The organism is Rossellomorea aquimaris, assembly GCF_000935355.1.
GTDB lineage: Bacteria > Bacillota > Bacilli > Bacillales > Bacillaceae_B > Rossellomorea > Rossellomorea aquimaris_B.
Genome location: NZ_JXZC01000004.1, coordinates 75791 through 100429, shown reverse-complemented (window position 1 = coordinate 100429; position 24639 = coordinate 75791). Strand labels below are relative to the sequence as shown.

Genomic DNA, 24639 nt, shown 5'->3' with positions numbered 1-24639 from the left:
ATCATTCTAACTTTTTTTCAGTGAACATATATATTAGACAAGCTTTTTTGAACGGAGGATTCGGGAATGAAGGCAAGATTCATCTTTTACTGTATAGGATTACTATCACTATCATTAGGTGTTTCACTGATTATTAAAGGAGATATGGGAGCGGCTCCGTGGGATGCACTTGCTGTAGGGGAGTCTGCCTTGTTCCACCTCTCGATCGGGACATGCATATTTATCAATGGATGTATTCTCATTTGTATAAACGCATTGTTATTAAAAGAACCCATTCAATGGTTAGCTGCCCTCTCGATCTTTGTGATTGGAATGATGGTTGATTATTGGATTTCGGTCGGTCTTAAAACACTTGAACCGGTAGGGTTTATTCAACAGTTGTCTCTCGTTCTGACTGGCATTTTGCTATTAGGTATCGGAATATCCATTTACCTTCAAGCCAAGCTTCCTTCAAGTCCGATGGATACCTTCATGGTGGCGATTCACCGCAGATTCGGTTTGAATTTACGCAATTCACGCTTATTAAACGAAGCGATCGCCATCACTCTCGCCATGGTGTTTCATGGGGCTGTTGGCATTGGAACGGTGATTGTCGCCTGTACGTTAGGTTTTATCATTCATATCTTCTATCCTATCATGGAACGTATGTACGGGAAATGGAGTTGAGTGATTTTATTTTCTCCACTTTCTAGATAAAATAAAAAACACTTAGACAATCACCTAAGCGTTTTGATTATTCATATGCGTGTTTGCAAGATTCGAATCGAATTTTGCAACCTTGTCTTTGTTCAAAGGAAGATTGATTGTGACGACTGTTCCCTTTTTCACAATGCTTGAATAATGAATATGACCACCCATGGCTTCAATTATCCTCAGGGACACTGAGGTTCCTAAACCGGTACCATGGTCTTTTGTTGTAAAGAATAGCGTTCCAAGTCTGGCGATTTGTTCTTTTGTCATCCCTTTTCCTGTGTCTTCTACCGTAATGACCGCTTGGGTATGGGTGACTTCCAAATTTACGGTTACTTTTCCTTGAGGTGGAGTGGCCTCAATGGCATTCTTTATGATGTTGACGAATGCCTGCTTTAATTTATTCCGATCCGTTAATAGAAAACCATCCTCTTTCAGGCAAGCCTCAAGGTATACACCATCCTTCAGGGCATAGGCATTCAGGAGAACTGTGACATCCGAGAGAACGTCTTTCACATTTACTTTCTCTAACTTTTCGAACTCAGGCTTTGCAAAATTCAAGTAATCATTAATGATCTCTTCTGCCCTGCCTAACTCACTTAATACAATCTTCAAATATTCATCATGATCCCCTGTCACCTGTTTCTTCATTAATTGTAGAAACCCCTTGACGACGGTTAGAGGGTTCCTGACTTCATGAGCAATCGAAGCAGCGAGCTCTCCCAATGTATTGAGCTTTTCAGATTTCAAAATTTCTTCTCGCAGCAATCTTTTCTCGATCATCCACTCATTGAGCTGCGCTGCAACTCCTACCCCTAACACCTGAATCCCACCGAATATAAGAACATAGATGCCCATTTCTTTATTACCCGAAACAGGAACACCAGAGATGAAAGCGAAGGAAAGAAGAATCCCTAACATTACCAGGGCAGGCCAGAATCCAAGTAACACGGCAAAAGTCACCCGTTTCTTTGGAGGAAACGTCCAGAAGCGGTTTGAAATAAGAAAAGGCAGGGTTCCTGCTAAAAATGCACTGACAAAACCGAAAACGATGGCATCTCCGCCGTTAATCACCCGTGCGGTTAAAATAAAGAAGAGAACAATGACCCCGGCTTTTCGCCCTCCATATAACATCGAAAGAACCAATGGAATGTAACGGAAATCCCAGTACAATCCGAAGCTTTCATAAGCAAAAATCAAGCACATAAACGCGGCGACCCCGTGTAATACACCGATAAAAACAGGAGATTTACCTAACCTATGGTTTTCAAGAAGTGAGGTTTGAATAAGAACAGGAGCCAATATAATCAACACATGTAATAATAATTTCTCGATAATCATCGAATTGTCTCCTACTAAATAAAGTCATTACTTTACACATACGACAAATTCCTCGGAAATCCTCTTTCACCTTACACAAAATTAAGAAAAAAGTAACGGTCAAGGGACGGACCTCGACTTTCTGTCGTGGCCCGCCCCTATCCGATTTGTATTTACATTAAGGTGATTTGAAGGTCCGTCCCTCAGTTCAGTTTCCCTTTGTAGGTCATATCTGTTGGTTTGATATGGTTGTAGTTGCCTTGGAGTATCTTTTGGATGTCTTGGATGGTGTGTTGGATATGGACTGTTTGACCTTTGGTTTTGGTGAATTCTTCTGCTACGTAGAATGGCTGACTCAAGTAGGCTTCCAATCGTTCTCCGATATGAAATAGTTCGAGATCTGCTTCAGGTATTTTGTCTTTACCAATCGTGTTCATCAGTACGCGTATTTCTTTGTAACGCCTTAGTAGTTTCTTTGCTTTCTTGTGAATAGTCGTGTGGGTTGCGTCCAGAGTATCGTCTTCAATTAAAATCGATGTAGATTGCACGGGATGTATGGCTGGGTAAATGCCCCGGGTAGCCAGATCAATGTCGAAGTAGCATAAGGTATCGAGTGGACCGAACGGGTCATCTTCATCAACCGCTTCTCCACTTGGGTCAAACAAAATGGTGGTGATTTCAGGGTAACTCTCTGCTTCGAATCGTTCTCTTAATTCATACAGGTCACCTGACAAGATAAAGGAACGATCAACATATAGAAGAATACTCTCTTTGTTCTCAACAAGGGCAACTTCTGCAAATGCATCTTCTATCGTATGGCATTTCGAATCGACAAAAACCTCAAGATCACTCACCCCAGGGAACGTCTTATTTGATGTCAATAAAATCGATTGGTAGCCTTTGTCTTTTAGTACTTTCGTCAATTCTGCCAGTACAACAAATTGACCAACTTGTGATCTGGCCACGAATCCATTCGTACCACCTTGAACAATTGGAGCAAACAAATCAAGCGATTTAATCCCCGTTTCAATCATACTTAATTTCCCTCCTTGAATAATTAGTTCATCCAGCGTACAGTTGGCCAAATTCGCTAACGTTACCATCGTTTTCACTTCGGCGCGACCTACAGAAATTTTTCCGGTACACAAGTTTGATACCGTCGCAGGCCTTAGCCCCACCGTTTTGGCAGCTGACGTGAGATTGGGTACACGGCGGCGCAGCAAAGATACATTCAACCTTATATTATTTTCCATGGTAAATATCCCCTCCTTACTTTATAGAGTAATCCATTTTACTTCTAAAAGCAATATATTTTATCATTCAAACGTAATCTTTTTACTTCAAAAGGTAAAAAACTCATAATCTCGACCCTTCCCTTCTAAAGATTCCTCTTTTCGTACGGCTCTCTTTCAAAGTTTTTGGCTACCTTAAGGAAAAAAGCAGTGGTTCATTCACGCTCCAGGAAACTCGAACAAAAATACCCTAATTTATTGTCCTAAATAAACAAAGTCATAATTATAATAGAAGATAAGAATCTTCCCTATAAAAGGATGACAGTCCATGAAAAATTCAAATCTCGAAGTATCGAAACCTCCCAGAAAACAACGGCTGATGATGATCGCGATGGTCATTGCTTTCCTTATGATGTTTTCTACTTTTGTGTACTGGCTCCCAGTCAAAAAAGTGAATCCACCCCCATTCCTACAAAAAGAAAATGGCGTGCCCCTTGTAATTGCTCACCAGGGAGGAAAACATCTAGCTCCCGGAAACACAATCGAGGCATTTCAGACTGCCGTAAATTTGGGAGTGGACGTAATCGAAACCGATATACATATTACGAAAGACGGTCATTTGGTGACGATTCATGATCCGACCGTTGATGCCACAACGGACGGCCGTGGATTTGTTAAAGATTATACGCTGAAAGAGCTTCAGAGACTTGATGCTGCTTACACCTTTCAAGACTTAAATGGTGGATACTCATTCCGCGGAAAGAATGTATACGTTCCTACTCTTGAAGAAGTGTTTCAAAGATTCCCCAACATGAGAATGAACATTGAAATTAAAGACGACAATCCTGATACAAGGATGGAGGAAATCGTACAAAAGTTAATGGGGCTCATCGAAGAATATGATATGGAAGATAAAGTTCTTATCGCTTCTTTCGATCAGAACATTATTAATCTATTTGAAACATATTCAAAAGGAAGAGTGGCCACTGAAGGAGGAAAACAAGAAGCGAAAAAATTCGTCCTCCTTCATACTTTTTTTCTTAGGAATCTTTACAAGCCCACTGTCGATGCCTTCCAGCTTCCTCTTCAAGAACGGAATATTGACTTGACCCGGTCAACACTGATCCAGGGAGCTCACCGTAAGGGCATTCACATTCATTATTGGACGATTAATGACAAAGAAACCATGAAAATGCTCGTAACAAGGGGAGCAGACGGTATAATCACAGATCGCCCGGATCTTTTGATGGAAGTACTAGATAAAAGGTGAATATTCCATTAACGGAAAATAGTCATTTCCCTCTATCATTCATAAAACGCATAAAGATTAACCCCCATAAACCAACAAAAAAATTACAAATATATTTGTATTAATCATACTATTTACCTATATAGAAAAAAGTCAATCTCTGTTAGGCTTAAATTAAGTCAAATGACGAAAGAAGAATTAATATGACAGTAAATGTATTTTTAGACGATTATCGCCACTGTCCACAAGGGTACATTCTCGCGAAAGACATCGATGAATGTATTGACCTGCTTCTGAATTTTTCTATCGCTCATCTTTCATTAGATCATGACTTAGAAAGTAAGACCCGTAATGGATTAATGCTCGTTCACTACATGGTGGAAAAACAGCTGTTCGCAGAACGGATCACGATTCATTCCGCTAACTCTGTTGCAGGCAAAGCAATGTTCAAGTATTTAAAAGAGGCTCAGAGTGAACACAAGATGCCTAAATCAATTAAGATTTTATTACGTCCTTTACCTCTCAGATGAGTTATCATATAAAAAAGAACTGTTCCCCGAACAGTTCTTTTTTTGTCCATTCATTTCAATTGGGTTTTTCTTACTTTATAATGAAGGCGACAGTAATTTAAAAAAGAGGGTTAAATGATGGAGTTTCTGAAAAAATTTCAATTTGTCGGAGGAAGAATAGCCAAAACCGGTATCGCCGTTTTTTTAACGGCTATTGTTTGCGAACTTTTAAATTGGCCAGCGACCTTTGCCGTCATTACAGCCATAGTCACCATCGAGCCAACAGCAGCCAATTCAATCAAAAAAGCATTCATTCGTTTTCCCGCTTCGGCGATAGGAGCACTATTTGCAGTGATCATTGCTTCCACGTTCGGGGATCACCCCATTACATATGCACTGGTCGCACTGCTCACAATCATCACCTGCCACAAACTTCATTTAGGGGCAGGCATCCTGGTCGCCACATTAACAGGGATTGCCATGATTCCCACCATACATGATCACTATGTAGCTACCTTTTTCATTCGTCTGGGCACGACTACCATCGGGCTGATTGTGTCTACACTAGTGAACTTGTGGATCCTTCCACCAAAATACTCGAACACGATTACAAACAAGATTCATAATCTCTATTTCAAAACGGGCAATTTATTAGAAAAAAGAGGATCTGAAGTTCTTCAGAACCACTCTCTTCACCGGGATACAAAATTAATCTTCAATGATATTTTGAGAGATATCGAATCGACGGAAACTCTTTGCGAATACCAAAAGGAAGAATGGAAGCTTCACCGCTCCAGTCGTCAGGAGTTGAGGTATTTCCATTATGAGTACAAAAAGCTTAACCTGTTGAGACAAATCCTTTTTCATATAGGAAACCTGATTTATCTACCTGTTCAGTACACATTCAGTGAAGAGGAAAAAGATCGGATCCTGCATGCGACTCAATCGTTGAAAGGAATCATGCATCACCCATCGTTCCACATACCTGAGCAGCATTTCACCCTCATGAAAGACCTCCTGGAGGAATTCTGGGAAGATCAAGAGGAGCTTCATACGAAACCTTTTCAATCCATGAAGCATCATTTTTCCTGTGAAACAGTCATGCTATACGAGCTACTATCCATTCATGACCTGATAGAGGAGCTAAGTGAAATACATGTGTTAGAAGCTCAACATCAAACCGTCTTGGAGAAAACGTTACACCCATAGATACAAATAAAGGTATAGACAGAATTCTGTCTATACCTTTTCTATTGAAAACCTATTTCAATGCGTTGTTCGCTAACATTCCAATCACCATATCATCCATGGGTGGATTGTGAAGGCCGGCCCTGACATCACGATAATAACGCTGCATTGGATTGGAACGAAAAAGGCTTTTTGCTCCAACGATTCTCATGGCGATGTCGACAATGTGGAATGCACTGTTCGTCACAACATGTTTTACAGAAGCAAGCTCCGGCCCCATATCTACCCGTTTTTCAGGCTCCCTTACCCACTTATCAGCTACTGAATAAAGAATCTGCCTTGCCTTAAATAGTTCTAATTCGATTTCACCGATTTTCCGTTGAACTTCAGGTACATCCTTGATAGGCCCCGGTAAACTGTTTGGTGAGTAGTCCTTTGCAAATTGGATGGCATGGTTGCGTGCTGCAATCGCAACTCCTATATAGCATGCCGGTATGTGCAGGAGCCATGCTTTAGGAAGGTCATTCTTCCCTCTTGGATTTTCACTATCACGCTCTACAAGGGCAGAAGATGGGAGTTGGACATCTGTCAGAACGAGATCATCACTGCCCGTTCCCTTCATTGAAATCGTATCCCATGTTTCCTCAACGCTTACTCCTTCCAGGTCATGTTGCACCAGGAAGAATCCTTTCTCTTCTGTGTCACCGATTGTTGCTGATACTAAAGAATAATCCAGAACTCTCGCCATAGAAGTAAAGGATTTCCTTCCGCTTACTTTCCATCCCCCTTCCGTTTTCACGGCTTTGGTTTCGGGAAGTCCTCCACGAGTGGGGCTACCCGTTGCCGGTTCAGATGCTGCCCTGTTAATGAGAGCATTGTTTACTACAATCTCCTCACAAAGCTCCTTAAACACCTCTTCATTCCACGTCCGGGTTTCCGTCAGTTCCATCAATCCCCCGAGATGCCAGCCAATGGACAAAGCCGTTGCTGCGTCCCCTGTACCAAGCCTTTCTTGAATCATCACCAGCTCATATAAGCTGATTTCTTCCCCTCCGTACTCTTTAGGAAGAGATAATGTTCCAAATCCCTTTTTCTTCAGGTCGTTGAAATTTTCATAAGGAAAGGCATCTTCACGGTCATACGCTTCACCCCGTTCATCAAACGCATCAGCCAGCTCACCAGCTAAATCTACCAGCTTTCTTTGCCGGTCACTTTGTATATACGGTTCATATAAATCCATTGAAATAGCACCTCCAGATAAAGATCACTTTTTTCCACTTCTTTTAATTATCATAATCAATTTAGAAGTCTAACTCAAAGATATTGTCTACTAATCAGATGGGAATACATTTTTACTTTTTTCTGTATAAATCTGTTTTTACTAAACCAATCTAATATTAAGATATCTCGTCATCCTTTTTAGGAGGGAATCACTGTGGTTAACAAAAGAAATAAGCTTTATCTAATTATTCTGATGCTCGTTTCTTGGGTATTCCTCTTATTATCAGGAAAAGAGAGCTTAAAAAAATATTTACCTGCCTCTATGTTTATGTCATTACTCGTTTATTCAGAAAATGTTTTTGCAGAAAGGATGAAATGGTGGACCATAACCACCAGGCTTTTCCCGAAAGTGAATGGTATCATGCCTTTTGTGATTGGGGTTTTTTTGAGTGGTTCTGTTTGGATCCTCAAATTCACCTATAAAAATTTTTATCTTTATGTGCTAGTCAATTTTCTGGTTGATATGTTCTTCACATACCCATTTTACTCCTTATTCAAAAAACTTGGTGTGTGGAAGATGATCCATTTAAAGCAATACCAGTTAACTGTCCTATTTTTCATTAAATCATTGCTTATGTATGCATTTCAGAAATACGTCGGTGACCGGCTTTATTCCAGGATTGAGAGTCCTGTTTCTAAATAATACGGACTGTATTAGCCGAAAAAAACCTGCTGCCGTATAGGCAACAGGTTTCTTTTGTAGATTAAGATGCATTTTCTTTATCTTCTACTTTGTACTCTTGCTCCCAGAACTCTGCATTTTTGATACCAAGCTTTTTAGAGTTAAAGACTGGGTCAAGACCTTGTTTCTTCTGTTCTTCATAATCCTTGAGGGCTTTCAAGGCAGGTTTGGCCAGGATAAGGATGGCGATTAAGTTCAACCAGACCATGATTCCAAGACCGATATCACCAAGTGCCCATGCTAAAGCGGCTTCTCTTACTGCTCCATAGAATGTGGCCGCAAGCAGGACAACCTTTAAGATGGCCATCGCCACTTTTGAATTCTTTCCTCTCATTAAGTAAGCGACATTCGTTTCAGCCATGTAATAGTAAGCCATGATTGTGGTAAAGGCAAAGAAAAATAATGCAATCGCGACGAATGATGCTCCGAATCCAGGAATGACTGATTCTATGGCTGCCTGTGTATAACCAGGACCGGCTTCAATTCCTTCCAAGTTGTTTGCAAGCATCGTTCCATCAGGAGCTTCTGTATTGAATGAGCCCGTAAACAAAATCATGAACGCTGTTGCCGAACAAACAAGAAGGGTATCGATATAAACGGAAAAGGCTTGAACCAGCCCTTGTTTAGCAGGGTGGGACACTTCAGCTGCCGCTGCAGCATGTGGTCCGGTACCCTGACCTGCTTCGTTGGAATAAATTCCGCGTTTTACTCCCCAAGATACGGCCATCCCGATGATTCCTCCGAATGCTGAATCAAAACCGAAGGCACTCTTGAAAATAAGAGCAAAAACTGCAGGGATTTCAGTAATGTTCATTCCAACAATGATAAGAGATAGAAGAATATATGCAATGGCCATAAATGGGACTACGTAAGAAGCTACCCCAGCGATACGTTTGACCCCACCGAAAATGATGACCCCGATTAACACCACAAGACCGATGCCTGTTACTGTTGTGCTGAGACCAAATGCATTTTCAAGTCCTAATGCGATGGAGTTCGATTGAATCCCAGGCATTAAGATACTCATTGCGAGCAGTGTAGCAAGTGAGAATAGTACGGCATACCATTTCCAACCGATCCCTTTTTCAATATAGTAGGCTGGTCCTCCACGGTATTCCCCGTCCTGCTTCACTTTGTAAATTTGAGCAAGTGTGGACTCAATGAAGGCACTGCTTGCGCCGATAAATGCAATCGTCCACATCCAGAATACCGCCCCTGGACCACCGAAAGCGATGGCCGTTGCAGTACCGGCGATGTTACCTGTCCCGACACGTCCAGATAACGAAAGCGCCAAGGCCTGGAATGAGGATACCCCTGCACTGGAGCTTCCACCCTTAAACATTTGAACAACCATATCTTTAAAGAGCCTGACTTGTAAAAACTTCGTTAAAATAGAAAATAATAAGCCTACACCCAAACAAAAGTAAATCATGACCGGAGACCAAAGTATTCCTACCAACTTGCCAACTAATTCTTCCATGGCATTTCCCCCTTTTCTTTATAAAAATAATCTAACTATTAAGAATTATATTTTATTTGACACAAATTAGACAATCTTTTTTTGTGACGAAAATTTCTTTATCGTGGAAAAACCCTTATATTCCAACACTTTATACTTATAAAAAAATATTTGGGCAATCTAAAAAAGGGGTGAAAATATGTCGAAACGAAAACTTCTTGTACCAGAATCCAGAGCTGCAATGGATCAATTAAAAGCCAAAGTTTCTGGTACGCAAGATCCCAAAGAAGCGAAATATGAAATGGCGAGAGAGCAAGGCATTCCTCTTCAAAGAGGATATAACGGAAAGTTAACATCGGAGCAAGCAGGAAAAGTAGGCGGAAGGATCGGCGGTAATATGGTGAAGGAACTTGTGAGAATGGCTCAGGAGAATTTAAACAAGAAGTAGCGTAAAGGAGGCTGACACTCCGAAATGTCAGCCTCCTTTTGAATGATTCCCCCACAGAGCTTCTTTCAATTTATCCAGGTCTTTGTATATTTCTTTTTCTAAAGAGCGATTGTAGAAAATCGAGGCGGGATGGAAGGTTGGAAATATGGAATAGCTTTCATCACTCATGATCCATTCATTGTACTGGAGATTTTTCAAGCGTCTGACTTTCGATTGAATGAGTTGGCCGTGTACTTGAGAAATGGTATATTGTTTCCCCAGCAGCCTCTGTAACCCGATGTTCCCCAATGTCACAAGCTGTTTCGGCTTAATATGCTGCAGCTCATAATCCAGAATGGGTGCATGAGCCAACTGTTCCTTCATATTCGGGGCCCTATTGTACTTCTTCTCTATGACCTCGTTCTCCCCTACTTTCTTAGGGATAACTTTATAAGGTCTGCTTCTGACCGTCGAGGTAAAATAAATGTCTTCCCGTGGAACCTCTAAATAACGAAAGAACTCATCCAGGACTTTTCCTGCCCTCCCGCTAAATGGCATTCCATTGTGAATCTCGGTTTCTCCGGGAGCTTCTCCCACAATCATAATCGTCGGGTGACCCGGACCACGACCGTAGACAAATCCTTCACAGGCATATGGTTCCATCCTCTTCTTGCAGATGTCGACTAATTCTTTCGGTATCACGCTCATCATCCTTTGTTTCCTTGTTATTTCCGTTATTCCCGGATAGCACCAGAAGTACACATTCCCATGTTTATTTCATCTATAGAAAAGGAATAGTATGGATATAAATAAATGATCATTTAAAGGAGATGGATTGTGTGTCACAAGATGAACTGAAACAGCAAATCTTAAAGGTCCTTGAGGATAGTAAAGTCGGGACGCTGGCAACGGTTAAAAATAATAAGCCTCATTCCCGTTATATGACCTTTTTTCATGATGATCTGACCCTGTATACGCCAACAAGCAAGGAAACGCATAAGACAGATGAAATCGAGGACAACCCCAACGTTCATATCCTGCTTGGTTATGAAGGAGAAGGCTACGGGGATACCTTTGTCGAAGTCGAAGGGCGCGCTTCAATAGAGGATTCTGCCCATTACAAGGAAAAAGTATGGAATGAGCATATGAAGAGATGGTTTGAAGGGCCGGACGATCCGAATTACATCGTCTTAAAAATTCAGCCCACCGCCATCCGCTTAATGAACGATGATGAGGATTCGCCGCAGTCACTTGAATTATAATCAAGATTCCCTTGACACGTTTCAGTATGGATGTTATATTTAATTATTGTAATCTTGTAACATACATTGAAACGATAGAGAAGATAATTCGTAATTCTATTCTGTTTTGATTTAACAACTTATTCACACTGGATCGGCTTCGGAGCCGTTAGGATGTAAGAGAGGTAGGGCTTACGTCGTTTAGGTATATCAAACGACTCAAGGAATTGCCCGCGGCTGTTTATTATCTGCAAACAACGTTCAAGATATAAATATATTACTTGTGATGTTGCAAGTTACAGAGTTGCCTTTATCCGATTAAGGCAATACCAGAGGGATCGCTAACGGGATGATTTAGCCCCTCTACAAGCTAAAAACACCTCAAAAGTGCTGACTTTTGAGGTGTTTTTTTATGTTCTGTATGAATTGATGGTCGTATTTCCCTCTGTTCCCCAGTCGAATTTCATTTTATTTTCAAAATCTCTACTTTTATTTTCAAATCTCGCATTTTATTTTCAATTCCACGATTTTATTTTCAAATCTCAGGATTTATTTTCAAAACCGGAATTCCCGCGAAGATTCACATAACCCATCAGCCGCTTTCCTTCAACTGACTATGATACAACCCATGATAAAACCCTTTCTGTTTCAAGAGCTCATCATGAGACCCCCGTTCAATGATCTTTCCTTGATCAAGGACCAGTATTTGATCGGCCTGGCGGATGGTGTTAAGACGGTGGGCCACCACTACACTTGTCCTCCCCTTCATCAATCGCTTGAGGGCTTCCTGAATCTTCAGCTCTGTAATCGTATCGATGCTGCTCGTAGCTTCATCAAGAATAAGGATGGACGGATTTGAAAGGATTGCTCGTGCTATGGATAATAATTGTTTCTGTCCCTGGCTGATCCCACTGCCATCATGTCTTAATAAAGTATCGTAGCCCTCAGGCATTTTCTCTATGAAGGAATGGGCATTGGCCAATTTCGCCGCTTCCCTTACTTCTTCATCGTCCGCATCGAGTCTGCCGTAACGGATATTGTCTGCAATCGTTCCTTGAAACAGGAAGCTATCCTGCAGGACAAATCCCATTTGCTGGCGAAGACTCTTTCGTTTGATGGTTTGTATATTCAGGTCGTCAATCTCAATGGTGCCTTCATTCAGTTCATAGAAACGAGAGAGCAGATTGGTAATCGTCGTTTTACCTGCTCCTGTGGGTCCGACCAATGCAACGGTCTCACCCGGTGTAATCGTAAAGGATACATCCTCAAGCGTTTGATCCCCTTTTTCATAGGAAAAGGATACATGACGGAATTCCACTTTCCCTTTAACGGAATTGATTTCCACGGCATCCTCCTCATCCTTCGCTTCTTCCTCTTCGTCTAAAATTTGAAAGACACGCTCAGCACCGGCAATGGCAGATAATAACGTGTTATATTGATTTGCGAGTTCATTCAGCGGACGGGTGAACTGACGGGCATACTCAGCAAATATCACAATGACTCCAATGGTTATCATACCATTTAATGCGAAGATCCCTCCCACTCCGGCAATGACGGCAAAACTCAAATTATTCAACACATTCATAAGCTTCGGGATGAACCCGGAATAAGTATCCGCCCAATATGCGGCCGTTCGCAATCGTTGATTTTTTTCCCCGAAATCCTTTATGGCAGTATCCTCACGGGAGAAGGTTTTGATGATGCTATGCCCCGAAATCGTCTCTTCGATATAGCCGTTCAGCTCTCCGATATTTTGCTGATATTGTTTAAACAATCGTCCTGTCCTTTTCGTAATCCACTTCATGCCGAGAACCATGAGAGGTACGATGGTCAATGTGATCAAGGTAAGCAACGGACTTAGCCAAAGCATGATCGTGACGGTCCCTACTAAAGTCAGAACACTGGATATGATTTGAATGAACGAGCTATTCAACGTGGCACTCACATTATCGATATCATTCGTCACTCTGCTCATTAACTCCCCATGCTTCCGTTTATCAAAGAAGGGGATCGATAGCTGATGCAATTGATGAAAAAGGTCCTTCCGCAAGCGATAGACCGTGTCCTGAGCCACACCAATCATCCAATAATTTTGGAACCATACGGACAGGGAATGAAAGATGTACACGACTATTAAACCTAATACAAGCCCAATCAATCCAGAAATCTCTTTCGTGACGATGTATTCATCAATCGCTTTTCCCACTAGGAATGGTCCCAGTAAAGAAGCTGCCGAACTGATGAGCACCATTAGAATGACGAGATACAGGATCACTTTCATTTCGGAAAGATAGTTCCAAAGACGACGCAGCGTCCCTCTTGCATCTTTCGCTTTATCGTTTTTCCCCAGTTTCTTTCGCACATGCCTAGACATGATGTATTTCCTCCTCTCCGAATTGAGATTGGAAAATCGCCTGATAGAGGGAGGAATCTTCTATTAGGGATGTATGTGTCCCCTCTCCGATTAACACTCCATCTTCCAGGAGCAGAATCGTATCAGATTCCATGGCCGTACTAATTTTTTGTGTAATGATCATTGTCGTACAGTCGTATTGCTTCAGAGCTTGAAGCAGCTTGGATTCTGTTTTCAGATCCAAAGCACTCGTACTATCGTCCAGTAATAGAATCTTTGGTTTTCGAATGAGTGCTCTTGCAATCGACAGACGCTGTTTTTGTCCTCCTGAAAGGTTGACCCCTTTTTGACCGAGAACTGTGTCATATCCATGGGAAAGATTCAGGATGGTATCATGGATCTGGGCATCCTTTGCAGCTTGAATCATCTCTTCCCTGGTGGCATCTTCTTTTCCCCATAGGAGGTTTTCTGATACTGACCCGGAAAACAATACCGCTTCCTGGGGCACGTACCCAATATTTTTCCTTACATGAGTCAAAGGGATGGACCGTATGCATTGACCGTCCAGTTCAACCGATCCTTCCGTCGTATCATACAGGCGGGGAATGAGCTGGAACAGGGATGTTTTGCCGGATCCGGTTGCTCCCAGGATCGAAACCGTTTCGCCTGCCTCCACTTTAAACGATACACCTTCAAGCACCTTCCCACGGGTTGAAGGGTATTGAAACGACACATCTCTGAATGCAATCTCTCCGTTCACCACTGTGTTTTCCTGTCGTACTTCCTCTCCGTCTTTCAAATCTATCTCGGTTTGCAGAACCTCTTCTACCCTGCCGGCGGACGCCCTTGCTCTAGAAAAACTCGTAATGATAAATGAGAAAATTGAAAAAACAGAGGAGATTCTTGTAACATATGTCACGATCGCTACGACTTCCCCAACACTCGCCCCACCTGAGGCAACATCTATACTTCCGAACCACAAAACGGATAGGAGGGCCAGATTCATCACGAGCATCAGAAGGGGCATGATGATTTCCATAAAACGAAGAGCCCGGACAGTCCGGTCCTTCAAATCTTCATTTGCTCCATGAAATCGGCCTTCTTCATACTCGCTTCGTGTATACGCTTTAATCAGTCTCATCCCGGAGAGGTTTTCCTTCATGACCTCGTTTACTTTGTCGAGTCGGGATTGAACTCTTTCAAAAAGGCTCCATCCACGTTTCAAGACCCATAACAGGAACGCCCATAATAAAGGAATCACGATTAATAGAATAAGGGCAAGACGAACATTCACGATGAGTGCCATGATCGTTGATCCCACAACTAGCAGCGGAGCTCTCAGCATAATGCGCAAACTCATGAAGATCGTATTCTGCAGCTGCCTCACGTCATTGGTCATCCTGGTGATCAGGGATGATGTCGGAAGCTTATGAAAGCTAGCAAAGGAAAACGACTGAACCTTTTTATATAAGCTTTCCCGCACATCATAGCCAAATCCCTGACTCGTATGGGCGGCGAAAAATGAATTCGTCAAGCCGGAAATAAACGCAAGGAGCGACATCCCAACCATGATGAAGCCCCATTTCATCACTACGTCCAAGTCTCCATTCATAATACCTTCATCGATGATCCTCGCCATAAACAGCGGATTCAATAGTTCTACAGCAAGCTCTACCAGCATTAAACTCCAGGCAACCGCCATGGCAACACGGTAAGGCTTTAAAAAATGTATGACCTTCAAATGAACACCCCTCTGACAAAAAGCTTCCATTATGTATATATGTATCATCATATCGTTTTTTTATGCCGGGTGGTAGTTGGAAGCATTATATTCGACACTCTGCCAATTGGACGATTAACCATGCCCAAGCCCCTTTCATATACTGACGGGGACGATTAATCGAAAGATAAGGAGTTGACGTGATGGATATTCAAATGTCTACTTTTACCGATCCATATTTGTATCAAGCATTGATGAGCATGATGGATGAATTTCTGGTGATACAGACAAGTGAAGGCTCTGTACGGGGTAAGCTTTCAAGTGTTTTACCTGACCACATTGTCATGGAAGTGAGTGGAACGCCATTCTATGTTCGATCTCAACAAATTGTATGGTTCTTCCCCAGTTCTGAAGATGCTGACCGATAGAATTCGAAAAGGAGGGTAAGACATGTTTAAACGAATGAATAAGCTGCTCATTGAACTCCCCATCCCTGAACACGGTGACAAAAATGCCGCGGCTGCCGTTCAGGAATTACTCGGTGGTAAGTTTGGAGAAATGTCCACTTTAAATAATTATATGTTCCAGTCCTTTAATTTCCGGCAGAAAAAGAAGCTTAAACCCTTTTATGATATTGTAGCCAGTATTACCGCGGAAGAATTCGGTCATGTGGAGCTTGTAACCAATACAATCAACCTGTTGTCTGTCGGGAATACCTTCCCCGGTGACCCTAATATCGCCCCTCTCCAAAATGGATTGGATGCCAGAAACACGTATCAATACATTGCCACTGCCCAAACGGCTTTAGCCGGTGATTCCATGGGAAGGGCATGGACGGGAGATAATGTGTTCAGCTCTGGAAATTTAGTGTTGGATCTGCTTCATAATTTCTTCTTGGAAGTGGGAGCAAGAACCCATAAAATGCGGGTATACGAGATGACCGACCATCCTACTGCCAGAGAAATGATCGGGTACTTACTAGTTCGGGGCGGCACACATGTATTGGCCTACGCAAAGGCATTGGAAATCGCGACGGGTGTGGACCTTACCAAGATGCTTCCGATCCCTGACCTTGATAATTCCAAATTCGATACAGCTGTAAAATTCGAAGAAAAAGGGATTAATAATGTTCTTTATACTTGGAGTGACAACGACTACAAGGATATCGCACAAATCTGGAAGGGAACAAATCCTGAAAACGGGCAGCCACTAAGGGTGATCGAAGGCACACCTGAAGGAGCCCCGATCCCTAACCTGGATGACCTGCCGGAAGAATTTGCACCTGGTATCTCGAAGGATGATTATGAACTCATTGCGAAGAGATTGTTGAGGAACTTATAAAGCTATTTCCTCTTCCTCAACAAGAATAAAAAACACCACATGATCCCATTAGGACCATGTGGTGTTTTACTATTATCGATTAAAAGGTGGAGTATCAGTTCCGCCATTATCAGGTCTGTTCTTTTCTTCTTCAATTTTCCGATCCAGTTTAGAAAGATATTTTTGCGCAAAGTCCTTTCCACCCAGACCAAATGCCAAACCGAAGGCTAGTGCCAGTCCACCCAGAATCAGCATAAATGCAATATTGACGATGGAATCAGCTACTTTTAATTGATCCAAGGCCATAAAGAAGCTTAAGGCAATGATTGCATATTTCGTAATGGTCGAAAGCACTTGGAAGTTATCACTCAATACATTGGATATGATGTTCTTGACCAAGTTACCTAAGTATAAGCCTGCCCCAAGAATGAAGATGGCTGCCAATACATGCGGTAAGTAAGCAAGGACACCCGTTGCCAGAGCGACCAGGAATTCCAATCTTACAATTTCCAGGGCTTCTACAACAAAGAGGAAAACAATGATAATCTGAACAACTCTACCTACAAGTCCTGATAGATTCATATAGGATGAGCCCGCTGGTTCATACGGATTCTTATTGACGTTCATACGTCCAATACCCATATTACGTAATAAAGAATTGAATCCTACCCGGTTCAATAAACGTGCCACCATGGCTCCAACCCATTTACCAACCCAGATTCCTGCAAGAATGAGCAAGATCGCAATCGCAATATTCGGAAGCATCACCAGGACCTGATTCAGCATGTTTATCGCCGGTTCTGAAATCCCGCGAATGTCCAGCTGATCCAATGCAGAAATGGTAACCGGAATCATAATGAGCACGAATACAATCGTACCAATGACCGATGAAACCGTTGTTCCTTGAAAGAGCTTGCCAATGCCGAATCGTTCAGCTACTCTCTCTGTTCCGATCGCCTGTAAAAAGTTCGTGACGATATCCCTGACGATTTTGGCCACAAACCAGCCGACAAGGAGAATGATAGCTGCGGCAAACAATTTAGGAATAAAACCTAGGAAGTTTTGGAGCATTTCCGTGAAAGGCCCTGAAACCCCTGTGATATTAAGAGCCGCTAACACTCCCGGTAAGAATATGAGAAGCACGAGATAGAATACAATTCTAGCAGCCGTATAGACATAGCGATGTACATCGTTCTCATCTTTCGCTAATTTAGATCTTACCAGCGTGTGTTTAACCGCAGGTCTCGTACCCAGTTTCTCTATCAATACCTTCAGCACAGAAGCAACTATCCATGCAAATAATAGAATAAGTGCTGCTTTTAATACATTTGGAATCGCTGCTGCCATCGTACTCAACATACCGACCAAAGGTGAAGCAATAAAGTTCAAGTCAAGCATATTGAAGAAGGCAATAAACACGAACACAAGAAGGATAAAGTACACAATTTTACTAATGACTTTCTCCGATGTCCATTTCCTTTCTCCGTTCCTGCTGCCAAAATAAAGGTTATCATCGATCTTCACCCGTTTTAAAATTCCGTAAACGGCTTTTTCAACAGCCTTTGCTATGATCCACCCGATCAATAACACTAATAAAGCTAATAACAGATCAGGAAGCTTCCCTAAGTACCCGTACCATTCTTGCGTTATATCATTGTTCATTCGATGTTCTCCCTTCAATTATGGAAATTGTATAAAGCTAATAGTTATCTACCCAAAGATTTTTTTTCAAAACCTGACAAAAAAAGATAGTCTAAATGATTCATCAGGGAGTCTTATGTAATAGAAAACCCTTAAGGCGAAGCACCTTAAGGGTTTTCATCATGGGAGATCAATTGCGTTTTCTTTTTTAAAATCATCTAATGAGTAAGCAGTCACTCTATTATGTGATAATGTGTAAAGCTGATCATCAATATAAAGGAGTTTTCGAATCTGGTCTTCCCACTGTTCGTAATATTCTTTGTTGCTGTTTTCTTCTTCTGTGAGCTGAGACTTTAAAACGATTCCTTTTTCAGGTGTGATTTCATACAGGAGGGCACCTTGATAGTCAAAATCCAGTTCATGCCGGCTTCCCTCTTTTTCATCATAAACAGAAACGGGAAAGCCATATAGATTTCTTGAAGGCTCATGGAGCAGCGCTTTGTGATCGTCTAACAAAAAAGAGTGCGTACCCTGCCCGCCTATTATTTCAGTGTCCGTTTCCTTTGGATGCTGAAAGTCTGTAATATCGAATAATGAAATCTTCATCCCCTGTCGAACGACTCTGGGTTCCTCATTAGTTGCTTTGTCATCACCCACCACTTTCGTATCAAAACCAAACCCTATGAGATGGTGTTCGTCTAAAGGGTGAAGATAGGTGCTGAAACCTGGAATTTTCAGCTCTCCCAAAACCTTTGGGGCCTCCGGATCTGCCGTATCGATGACAAAAAGAGGATCGACTTGTTTAAATGTCACCATATATGCCTTATCTCCCATAAACCTGACAGAATAGATTTGTTCTCCCCTGGCTAAATCCGTTACTTCCCCAACATTCTTCATGTTCTCATCCAGAATATAGAGAGCATTGGTTGAAGGGGAATCACTGTTCCACACCTCCCCTTTCGTCGTTGCGATCCGAAAGTAACCTTTATGTTCATCCATGGAAAATTGATTTAACGCTCTTCCTTCTACCTGACCTGATGAAGCATATTCAATCTTTCCATCACTTACGGAAAACTTATAAATCTCAGTGTTTGAAGAGATCCAACTTTTCATAGTATCTTCATTGTATTTTTCTACAGCCACATAAAGGTTGTTTTTAGACATATACACTTTATCGCCGCTTCCAAGATAGGATTGAACGTTTAGAGTAGCCTTGGGATCTTCCATATTCATTCCCGTCAATAAGGTATAGTTGGGGGAATGGGACTGTGGAAAATACTTAATATCTTCTATTGGAAGTGGTGTCGTTTCATCACCTGTTAAACTATCTTTCACCCGGGGTCTCAGATCAGGATTCCCCCCCTGTTCAAGCATCCAGTAGTTTGGATACAAATTCGAAATCAAATATACCGTGGAATCAATCTTCCTGGACGTTACATATTGACCTTCTAGCTCAACATGCCTGAGAAGAGATGGTTTTGCTTTATCTGAGATATCATACAAAATCGCAACGGTCGTCCCTTCTACAGGCATAGTGGAAGCAATTGATTTTTGCTTATTCTCTTGAAGATGTGCAGGCGACCAGCTATTCCCGATGACGAGCAGCTTATCATTCTGTAAAAATAGATGATGTGGCTGCATATTTTCTTTATAACTTGTAGAGGATACCACTTTCATTTCTTTCACAGGATTTGCCTTTGTAATCAGCAGCTTACGGTCTGTTAATTGGTAAATATAGCTTCCATCAGTCTTCACTATATCCCCTTCATCGACTCCTTGAACCTGATTATTCGTTTCAGAAAAAATGGATTCCGATTGAGATGACTCTCCAGCTGCGCTATCTTCCGATGATTTGGACTCCATATTCCCTTCTCTTCCGAACAGAGAAAACTCCGTATCTTCCTTATTTTTCTTTAAAATTTGTTTAAAATAGTTCGTTAGTTCTTCCTTGGATTGAATACTGGGTAGTTTAGAGGTGACAGAAAAGGGTATTTCTGTATCTCCATCATAAGAAAAACCCCATTTGGTTTTCACTTTGGGAGAAATATGAAGTGTATACTTGTGTGGATCAGAAGGATATCCTTCTTTCGGTGCTTGAATTTGCAGGGTCTTTCGATTTTCATCCAACTTCAAGGAGACATTGATCCTCTCTCCATTGGAGTCTTCTACATAAATGTTCCGGGGCGTCACCGTTTCCTTATTCAGGGCCGTTGAAAATTGCAGATTCCAAGAGTTATTCTCCATCACGAGAAGATCGCCCTTCATCTTTCCCTCGGCCTTCACGACAGGTCTTTGACTATACATAAACGTTCCAAGTGCCACCAACAACACAATTCCAGCAATAATGAGCAGATACGATTTCTTACTCATGCTATGCCCCTCCTATATATTCTATTTGTTGATTAGACGTTGGAAGGGAGAAAATGTTACAAACGCGCAGATTCTGCAGGAGGTGGATTCATTTCGTTCAACTTTGTTTCTAAGCTCTGCTAAAGAATTAAAAAAGGCTCTTTTCGTAAAGTTTGTTGCTACTGTAGAGGAGAAAGTACTAGTTGATTTCCGCTCCAGGATGCTCGCTTTCCGCGGGGCTGGCGGTGAGCCTCCTCGGCTGCGCCTCCGGGGTCTCACCTGTCCAGCTATTCCCGCAGGAGTCGAGCATCCTTCCGCTCCAATCAACTTTCTGAGCATGTATCCTTAATCGAAAACAATTAAAACAAGCTTTTTAGCAAACAACCTTATTCAAGGGTAGAGATTGATTTGCTTTTTTGAAAAAGAATTTTTTCTAGTTACATTGTTTTCTTGCACACCTTGAAGCTCTGTCATGAAAATACTGTTAAAGATGGTGAGGGGAACTGCGCAGACTCCTGCGGAAGTACGGTCGTGCCGAGACCCCGGAAGCGAAGCTGAGGAGGCTCGGCCGAACGTCCGCGGAAAGCGGAGCAGTTCCCCACACCATCCAGCATAAACCTGATTGACAGAGCCCTGGCAGAATCTATGCTAGATAACAGCAATCTTCGCGAAAAGAGCCTTAAAAAAAGACCCCACAAAAGTAAGGTCCGTCCCTCTATCTCATTCGTCTTGCACTTACATTCAGCCGTGCGTTTCGGATGACTTGGTTGATGACTTCCGAGAAGATGAGTCCGATGGCGATGGAGCCTGAGATCATGAACGCTTTTGCTGCCAGGTTGATGGCGGCATTGTAATCGTTTTGAACGAAATTCCTCATGGCATCGTACGCAAGTCCTCCAGGTACAAGAGGGATAATTCCGGCTACAGAAAAGATGATGACCGGGGTTCTATACATTTTCGCGAATACCTGACTAATCACGGCAACGACAAAGGATGCAAGTAACGTCGCAAGCACCGCATCCGCGTCATTTAAACTCATTCCTATGTAGATGATCCAGCCTAACATTCCAACAATTCCGCATTTGAAAAGGGACTGCTTTGGAGCGTTGAAGATAATCCCGAATGCAGCTGCGGATATAAAGCTGGTCACTAATTGTTCGATGATGAGCATTCCCTTTTCACCTCAATCTTTATTCTTGATACTTATCAAATGCACCCTATGTCAGAGTGAAAACTACGGCAATACCCGTCCCGATGGCAAACGCCGTTAAAAAAGCTTCTGCTCCCTTCGATAAACCCGACACCAAATGCCCTGCCATTAAGTCCCTGACGGCATTGGTTATAAGAAGCCCGGGTACCAGGGGCATCACTGATCCGATAATAATCTTATCCAACTCCTGTCCGACTCCGAGCTGGACGAACCCATAGGAAAGCATTCCGATAATAAAGGAAGCAAGAAACTCGGCGAAGAATTTAATAGGTACGAGTCGATGGAAATAAATCAAGCTCGTAAACCCGACTCCACCAGCGAAAAGCGCCGGAATGAAGTCATTCCACATTCCCTGGAACATGATGAGAAAACATCCGCTTGCAATCGAAGCGGCCAATACTTGAATGACAAAGGAATAGGAAAGATCAGATTGATCCAGCTTTTCCAAAGCATTGTATGCTTCTTCAAGAGTGAGATGCCCTTTACTGATTTGCCTTGAAATACTATTCACGAGAGTTACTTTTTCAAGATCAGTTGACCTCTCGTTTATTCGGATCAGTTTCGTTTTAGTTGGTTCAGACGTTTCAATTGAGAAGATGATCCCTGTCGGGGTAACATAGCTGTGAGATTCTGAAATGCCATAAGAAGCAGCGATCCGCATCATCGTATCCTCTACCCGATACGTTTCTGCACCACTCTGCAGCATGATCTTACCCGCCAGCAGACTTACCTCCATAATGTCATATCTTCTTATCATTTTTGCTTCCAATATCAATCTCTCCACACGTGCTATTTTTTGAATAGGTCTAGTTTATAGGAAAGAAGGGGTGTAAGCAATGAGGAATGGGATGATTTTACGTAGATTTAATATGTGTAGAAGGTTTTAGGGGCCAATGTTGAGCAACTTGTTAAAAAATCTCCAGTCTCCGGATCTTCACACCTCATCCTCCTATTCCCTTTTCTCTCTTCCTTTTTAAAAGAGTGTACAAAACAGTGACCAGAACAAACCCTGCCACAACCAACATTTGATATTCTTCTACCACTCCAAGGATCATTTCTTTATCCCCATCATAGAACTTGCCTATACCTAAGAAAAAAAAGGTAGACGGAGCAATCCCGAGCATAGTTAGGAGGGAATACACTTTCAAATTCATTTTTGCCATGCCTGCCATGAAGGGAATGATATTTCCTAAGTGAAGGGGGCTTGCGATCGCTACGCTCCAGATTCCGTAGCGGTTGAACCTTTCCTGGGCTTCTTTAAGCTTCTTCCGTTTTTCAGGCTTGAGCCTTGCCTCCAGCTTCGCACCTAATTTCAAACTGATAAAATAAGGAATATAGCTCCCCACTGTATAAAGAAAACTTCCTATTAAAGAAATGACTCCTATCTCCATCCACGTTAATTCTAAAATAAATCCCATTGTTACGATAAAAAAAGTACCCACAAAAGGGAAAGCACTTCCTTCAATAAATAGAGAAAGCAATACACCCCATATCCCCCACTCAGCCGAATAATTTGCCATGATTTCTTCCATCCAGGTCACTCCTATCCGTACGAATATCTTAAGTATAAAAAAATCGACAACATGCAAACAGTAGCCGTAGAAGTAATTGCTCCTAAGACCTGGGGTGTATTTTCCCAACTCTCTTTTCGTAAAGATTTTTTTAAAACATACGTTCTGCAAGGCTCTGTCAATTAGTGTGTGCTGGATGATGAGGGGAACTGCTCCGCTTTCCGCGGACGTTCGGCCGAGCCTCCTCAGCTTCGCTTCCGGGGTCTCGGCACGCCCGTACTTCCGCAGGAGTCTGCGCAGTTCCCCTCACCATCTTTAATAGTTTTTTCGTGACAGAGCTTCAAGGTGTGAAGGGAAACAATATAACTAAAAAAAATAATCCCCATAAAAGGAAAATCTATCTGTACATACCTGCAATGAAATTGGTTGCTAAAATACTTGTTTTAATTGTTTTGTTTACCATTAAGGATACATGCTCAGAAAGTTGATTGGAGCGGAAGGATGATCGACTCCTGCGGGAATAGCTGGACAGGTGAGACCCCGGAGGCGCAGCCGAGGAGGCTCACCGCCAGCCCCGCGGAAAGCGAGCATCCTGGAGCGGAAATCAACTAGTACTATCTTATCTACAATAGCAACAAGCCTTACGAAAAGATCCCTTCACAAAAAAAGACCAGCCTCTTTATAGGAGCGGGTCCGGATGATCTATGATGCCTTCTGGCTTATTCTGATTTCTATGTTCATACCTTTTTAAGTTTTGTACTTAAAAAGAGGTTTTAATAGAGACGAAGGTGATTCTTTCTGACTTGATTAAGGTGACTCATTAAGAGGATCGTGAAGTATGATGACGGGCATTGACTTAGGGGTAACCATGAATCCATAGACTTTTCCATCCTTGTCCTTGTACGCTACAGAATAATCTCCAAACTGGGGTGAGAATTCGACGTTCTGGTATTCGAGATCCAGATCTTGATACTTCATGCTGATATACAGGTTAGTGGCAATTCTTGCTGTCAGCTGTTGTACACTGGAAATCCGGTTGGCTACTATTATGAGGATGATTGCTAAACCAAGTAAAATGACTTTCTTTGTCCTGGACAATCTGATCATTCATCAAGCCCCCTTTTATTTCTTCATGACTACTATACTCGTATACTCTCTATTATATACCTATTCACCGAACCATGACAAAAGAGCTACTTTTTTTAGCAGCTCTTTTTTTATTGCTATAAAATTTCATCTTTAAACGGCTCCCAAGAT

The 24639-nt window shown here is 42.1% G+C and carries 21 protein-coding genes; 8 read left to right on the top strand and 13 right to left on the bottom strand.

Annotated elements, in window-relative coordinates; genetic code table 11:
- Positions 1–66: 66 nt before the first annotated feature.
- Positions 67–666 (top strand): YczE/YyaS/YitT family protein, encoded by a 600-nt coding sequence (locus TV75_RS12410; protein ID WP_044339093.1) that lies wholly within the window; start codon positions 67–69, stop codon positions 664–666.
- Positions 667–720: 54 nt separating this feature from the next.
- Here the strand turns inward: TV75_RS12410 and TV75_RS12405 are convergent, their stop codons facing one another.
- Together TV75_RS12405 and TV75_RS12400 are read right to left on the bottom strand one after the other, a co-directional pair.
- Positions 721–2031: an ATP-binding protein gene (locus tag TV75_RS12405; protein WP_044339092.1), complete on the bottom strand. Its 1311-nt coding sequence runs from the start codon at positions 2029–2031 to the stop codon at positions 721–723.
- 182 nt (positions 2032–2213) lie between these two features.
- On the bottom strand, positions 2214–3263 hold the full coding sequence (locus tag TV75_RS12400) for an ATP synthase beta subunit C-terminal domain-containing protein (protein ID WP_044339091.1): 1050 nt from the start codon (positions 3261–3263) through the stop codon (positions 2214–2216).
- Positions 3264–3570: 307 nt separating this feature from the next.
- Here TV75_RS12400 and TV75_RS12395 point away from each other — a divergent pair, with 307 nt between their 5' ends.
- From TV75_RS12395 to TV75_RS12385, 3 genes are all read left to right on the top strand, one after another.
- Positions 3571–4512: a glycerophosphodiester phosphodiesterase gene (locus tag TV75_RS12395; protein WP_044339090.1), complete on the top strand. Its 942-nt coding sequence runs from the start codon at positions 3571–3573 to the stop codon at positions 4510–4512.
- 182 nt (positions 4513–4694) lie between these two features.
- Positions 4695–5021, top strand: coding sequence for a cyclic-phosphate processing receiver domain-containing protein (locus TV75_RS12390; protein WP_044339089.1), 327 nt, complete (start codon positions 4695–4697; stop codon positions 5019–5021).
- Positions 5022–5135: 114 nt separating this feature from the next.
- Positions 5136–6209: an aromatic acid exporter family protein gene (locus TV75_RS12385; RefSeq protein ID WP_253275526.1), complete on the top strand. Its 1074-nt coding sequence runs from the start codon at positions 5136–5138 to the stop codon at positions 6207–6209.
- 52 nt (positions 6210–6261) lie between these two features.
- On the opposite strand, the gene TV75_RS12380 is transcribed toward TV75_RS12385, so the two are convergent.
- Both TV75_RS12380 and TV75_RS12370 read right to left on the bottom strand, forming a co-directional pair.
- Positions 6262–7428, bottom strand: coding sequence for an acyl-CoA dehydrogenase family protein (locus TV75_RS12380; protein WP_044339087.1), 1167 nt, complete (start codon positions 7426–7428; stop codon positions 6262–6264).
- Between the two features lie 745 nt (positions 7429–8173).
- Entirely contained in the window at positions 8174–9631 is a 1458-nt protein-coding gene (locus TV75_RS12370; RefSeq protein ID WP_044339086.1) for an alanine/glycine:cation symporter family protein, read from the bottom strand.
- Positions 9632–9809: 178 nt separating this feature from the next.
- Between TV75_RS12370 and TV75_RS12365 the strand changes: the two genes are divergently transcribed.
- Positions 9810–10058, top strand: a complete 249-nt coding sequence (locus tag TV75_RS12365) for an alpha/beta-type small acid-soluble spore protein (RefSeq protein ID WP_044339085.1) — start codon at positions 9810–9812, stop codon at positions 10056–10058.
- Between the two features lie 27 nt (positions 10059–10085).
- On the opposite strand, the gene TV75_RS12360 is transcribed toward TV75_RS12365, so the two are convergent.
- The gene (locus tag TV75_RS12360; RefSeq protein ID WP_156142425.1) at positions 10086–10745 is read right to left on the bottom strand and encodes a uracil-DNA glycosylase; all 660 of its coding nucleotides are present in this window, start codon (positions 10743–10745) and stop codon (positions 10086–10088) included.
- 131 nt (positions 10746–10876) lie between these two features.
- On the opposite strand from TV75_RS12360, the gene TV75_RS12355 reads away from it, so the two are divergent.
- A complete protein-coding gene (locus TV75_RS12355; protein ID WP_044339084.1) occupies positions 10877–11299 on the top strand; it encodes a pyridoxamine 5'-phosphate oxidase family protein in 423 nt (140 codons plus the stop codon).
- A gap of 571 nt (positions 11300–11870) precedes the next feature.
- On the opposite strand, the gene TV75_RS12350 is transcribed toward TV75_RS12355, so the two are convergent.
- Both TV75_RS12350 and TV75_RS12345 read right to left on the bottom strand, forming a co-directional pair.
- The gene (locus TV75_RS12350) at positions 11871–13652 is read right to left on the bottom strand and encodes an ABC transporter ATP-binding protein (protein WP_044339083.1); all 1782 of its coding nucleotides are present in this window, start codon (positions 13650–13652) and stop codon (positions 11871–11873) included.
- Positions 13645–15333, bottom strand: coding sequence for an ABC transporter ATP-binding protein (locus tag TV75_RS12345; protein WP_253275535.1), 1689 nt, complete (start codon positions 15331–15333; stop codon positions 13645–13647). The genes TV75_RS12350 and TV75_RS12345 overlap by 8 nt, the downstream gene beginning before the upstream one ends.
- 221 nt (positions 15334–15554) lie before the next feature.
- On the opposite strand from TV75_RS12345, the gene TV75_RS12340 reads away from it, so the two are divergent.
- Both TV75_RS12340 and TV75_RS12335 read left to right on the top strand, forming a co-directional pair.
- Entirely contained in the window at positions 15555–15779 is a 225-nt protein-coding gene (locus tag TV75_RS12340; RefSeq protein WP_044339081.1) for a YuzF family protein, read from the top strand.
- Positions 15780–15801: 22 nt separating this feature from the next.
- Positions 15802–16692 (top strand): manganese catalase family protein, encoded by an 891-nt coding sequence (locus TV75_RS12335; RefSeq protein ID WP_044339080.1) that lies wholly within the window; start codon positions 15802–15804, stop codon positions 16690–16692.
- Between the two features lie 72 nt (positions 16693–16764).
- Here the strand turns inward: TV75_RS12335 and TV75_RS12330 are convergent, their stop codons facing one another.
- From TV75_RS12330 to TV75_RS12300, 6 genes are all read right to left on the bottom strand, one after another.
- Positions 16765–18333 (bottom strand): mechanosensitive ion channel, encoded by a 1569-nt coding sequence (locus tag TV75_RS12330; protein ID WP_044339079.1) that lies wholly within the window; start codon positions 18331–18333, stop codon positions 16765–16767.
- Between the two features lie 159 nt (positions 18334–18492).
- Positions 18493–20682, bottom strand: coding sequence for a beta-propeller domain-containing protein (locus TV75_RS12325; RefSeq protein WP_044339078.1), 2190 nt, complete (start codon positions 20680–20682; stop codon positions 18493–18495).
- 694 nt (positions 20683–21376) lie between these two features.
- Positions 21377–21832, bottom strand: coding sequence for a threonine/serine exporter family protein (locus tag TV75_RS12315; RefSeq protein ID WP_044339076.1), 456 nt, complete (start codon positions 21830–21832; stop codon positions 21377–21379).
- Between the two features lie 46 nt (positions 21833–21878).
- The gene (locus tag TV75_RS12310) at positions 21879–22628 is read right to left on the bottom strand and encodes a threonine/serine exporter family protein (protein WP_044339230.1); all 750 of its coding nucleotides are present in this window, start codon (positions 22626–22628) and stop codon (positions 21879–21881) included.
- A gap of 184 nt (positions 22629–22812) precedes the next feature.
- The gene (locus TV75_RS21190) at positions 22813–23403 is read right to left on the bottom strand and encodes a DedA family protein (RefSeq protein ID WP_052504551.1); all 591 of its coding nucleotides are present in this window, start codon (positions 23401–23403) and stop codon (positions 22813–22815) included.
- Positions 23404–24189: 786 nt separating this feature from the next.
- Positions 24190–24489 (bottom strand): hypothetical protein, encoded by a 300-nt coding sequence (locus tag TV75_RS12300; RefSeq protein WP_044339075.1) that lies wholly within the window; start codon positions 24487–24489, stop codon positions 24190–24192.
- Positions 24490–24639: the final 150 nt, after the last annotated feature.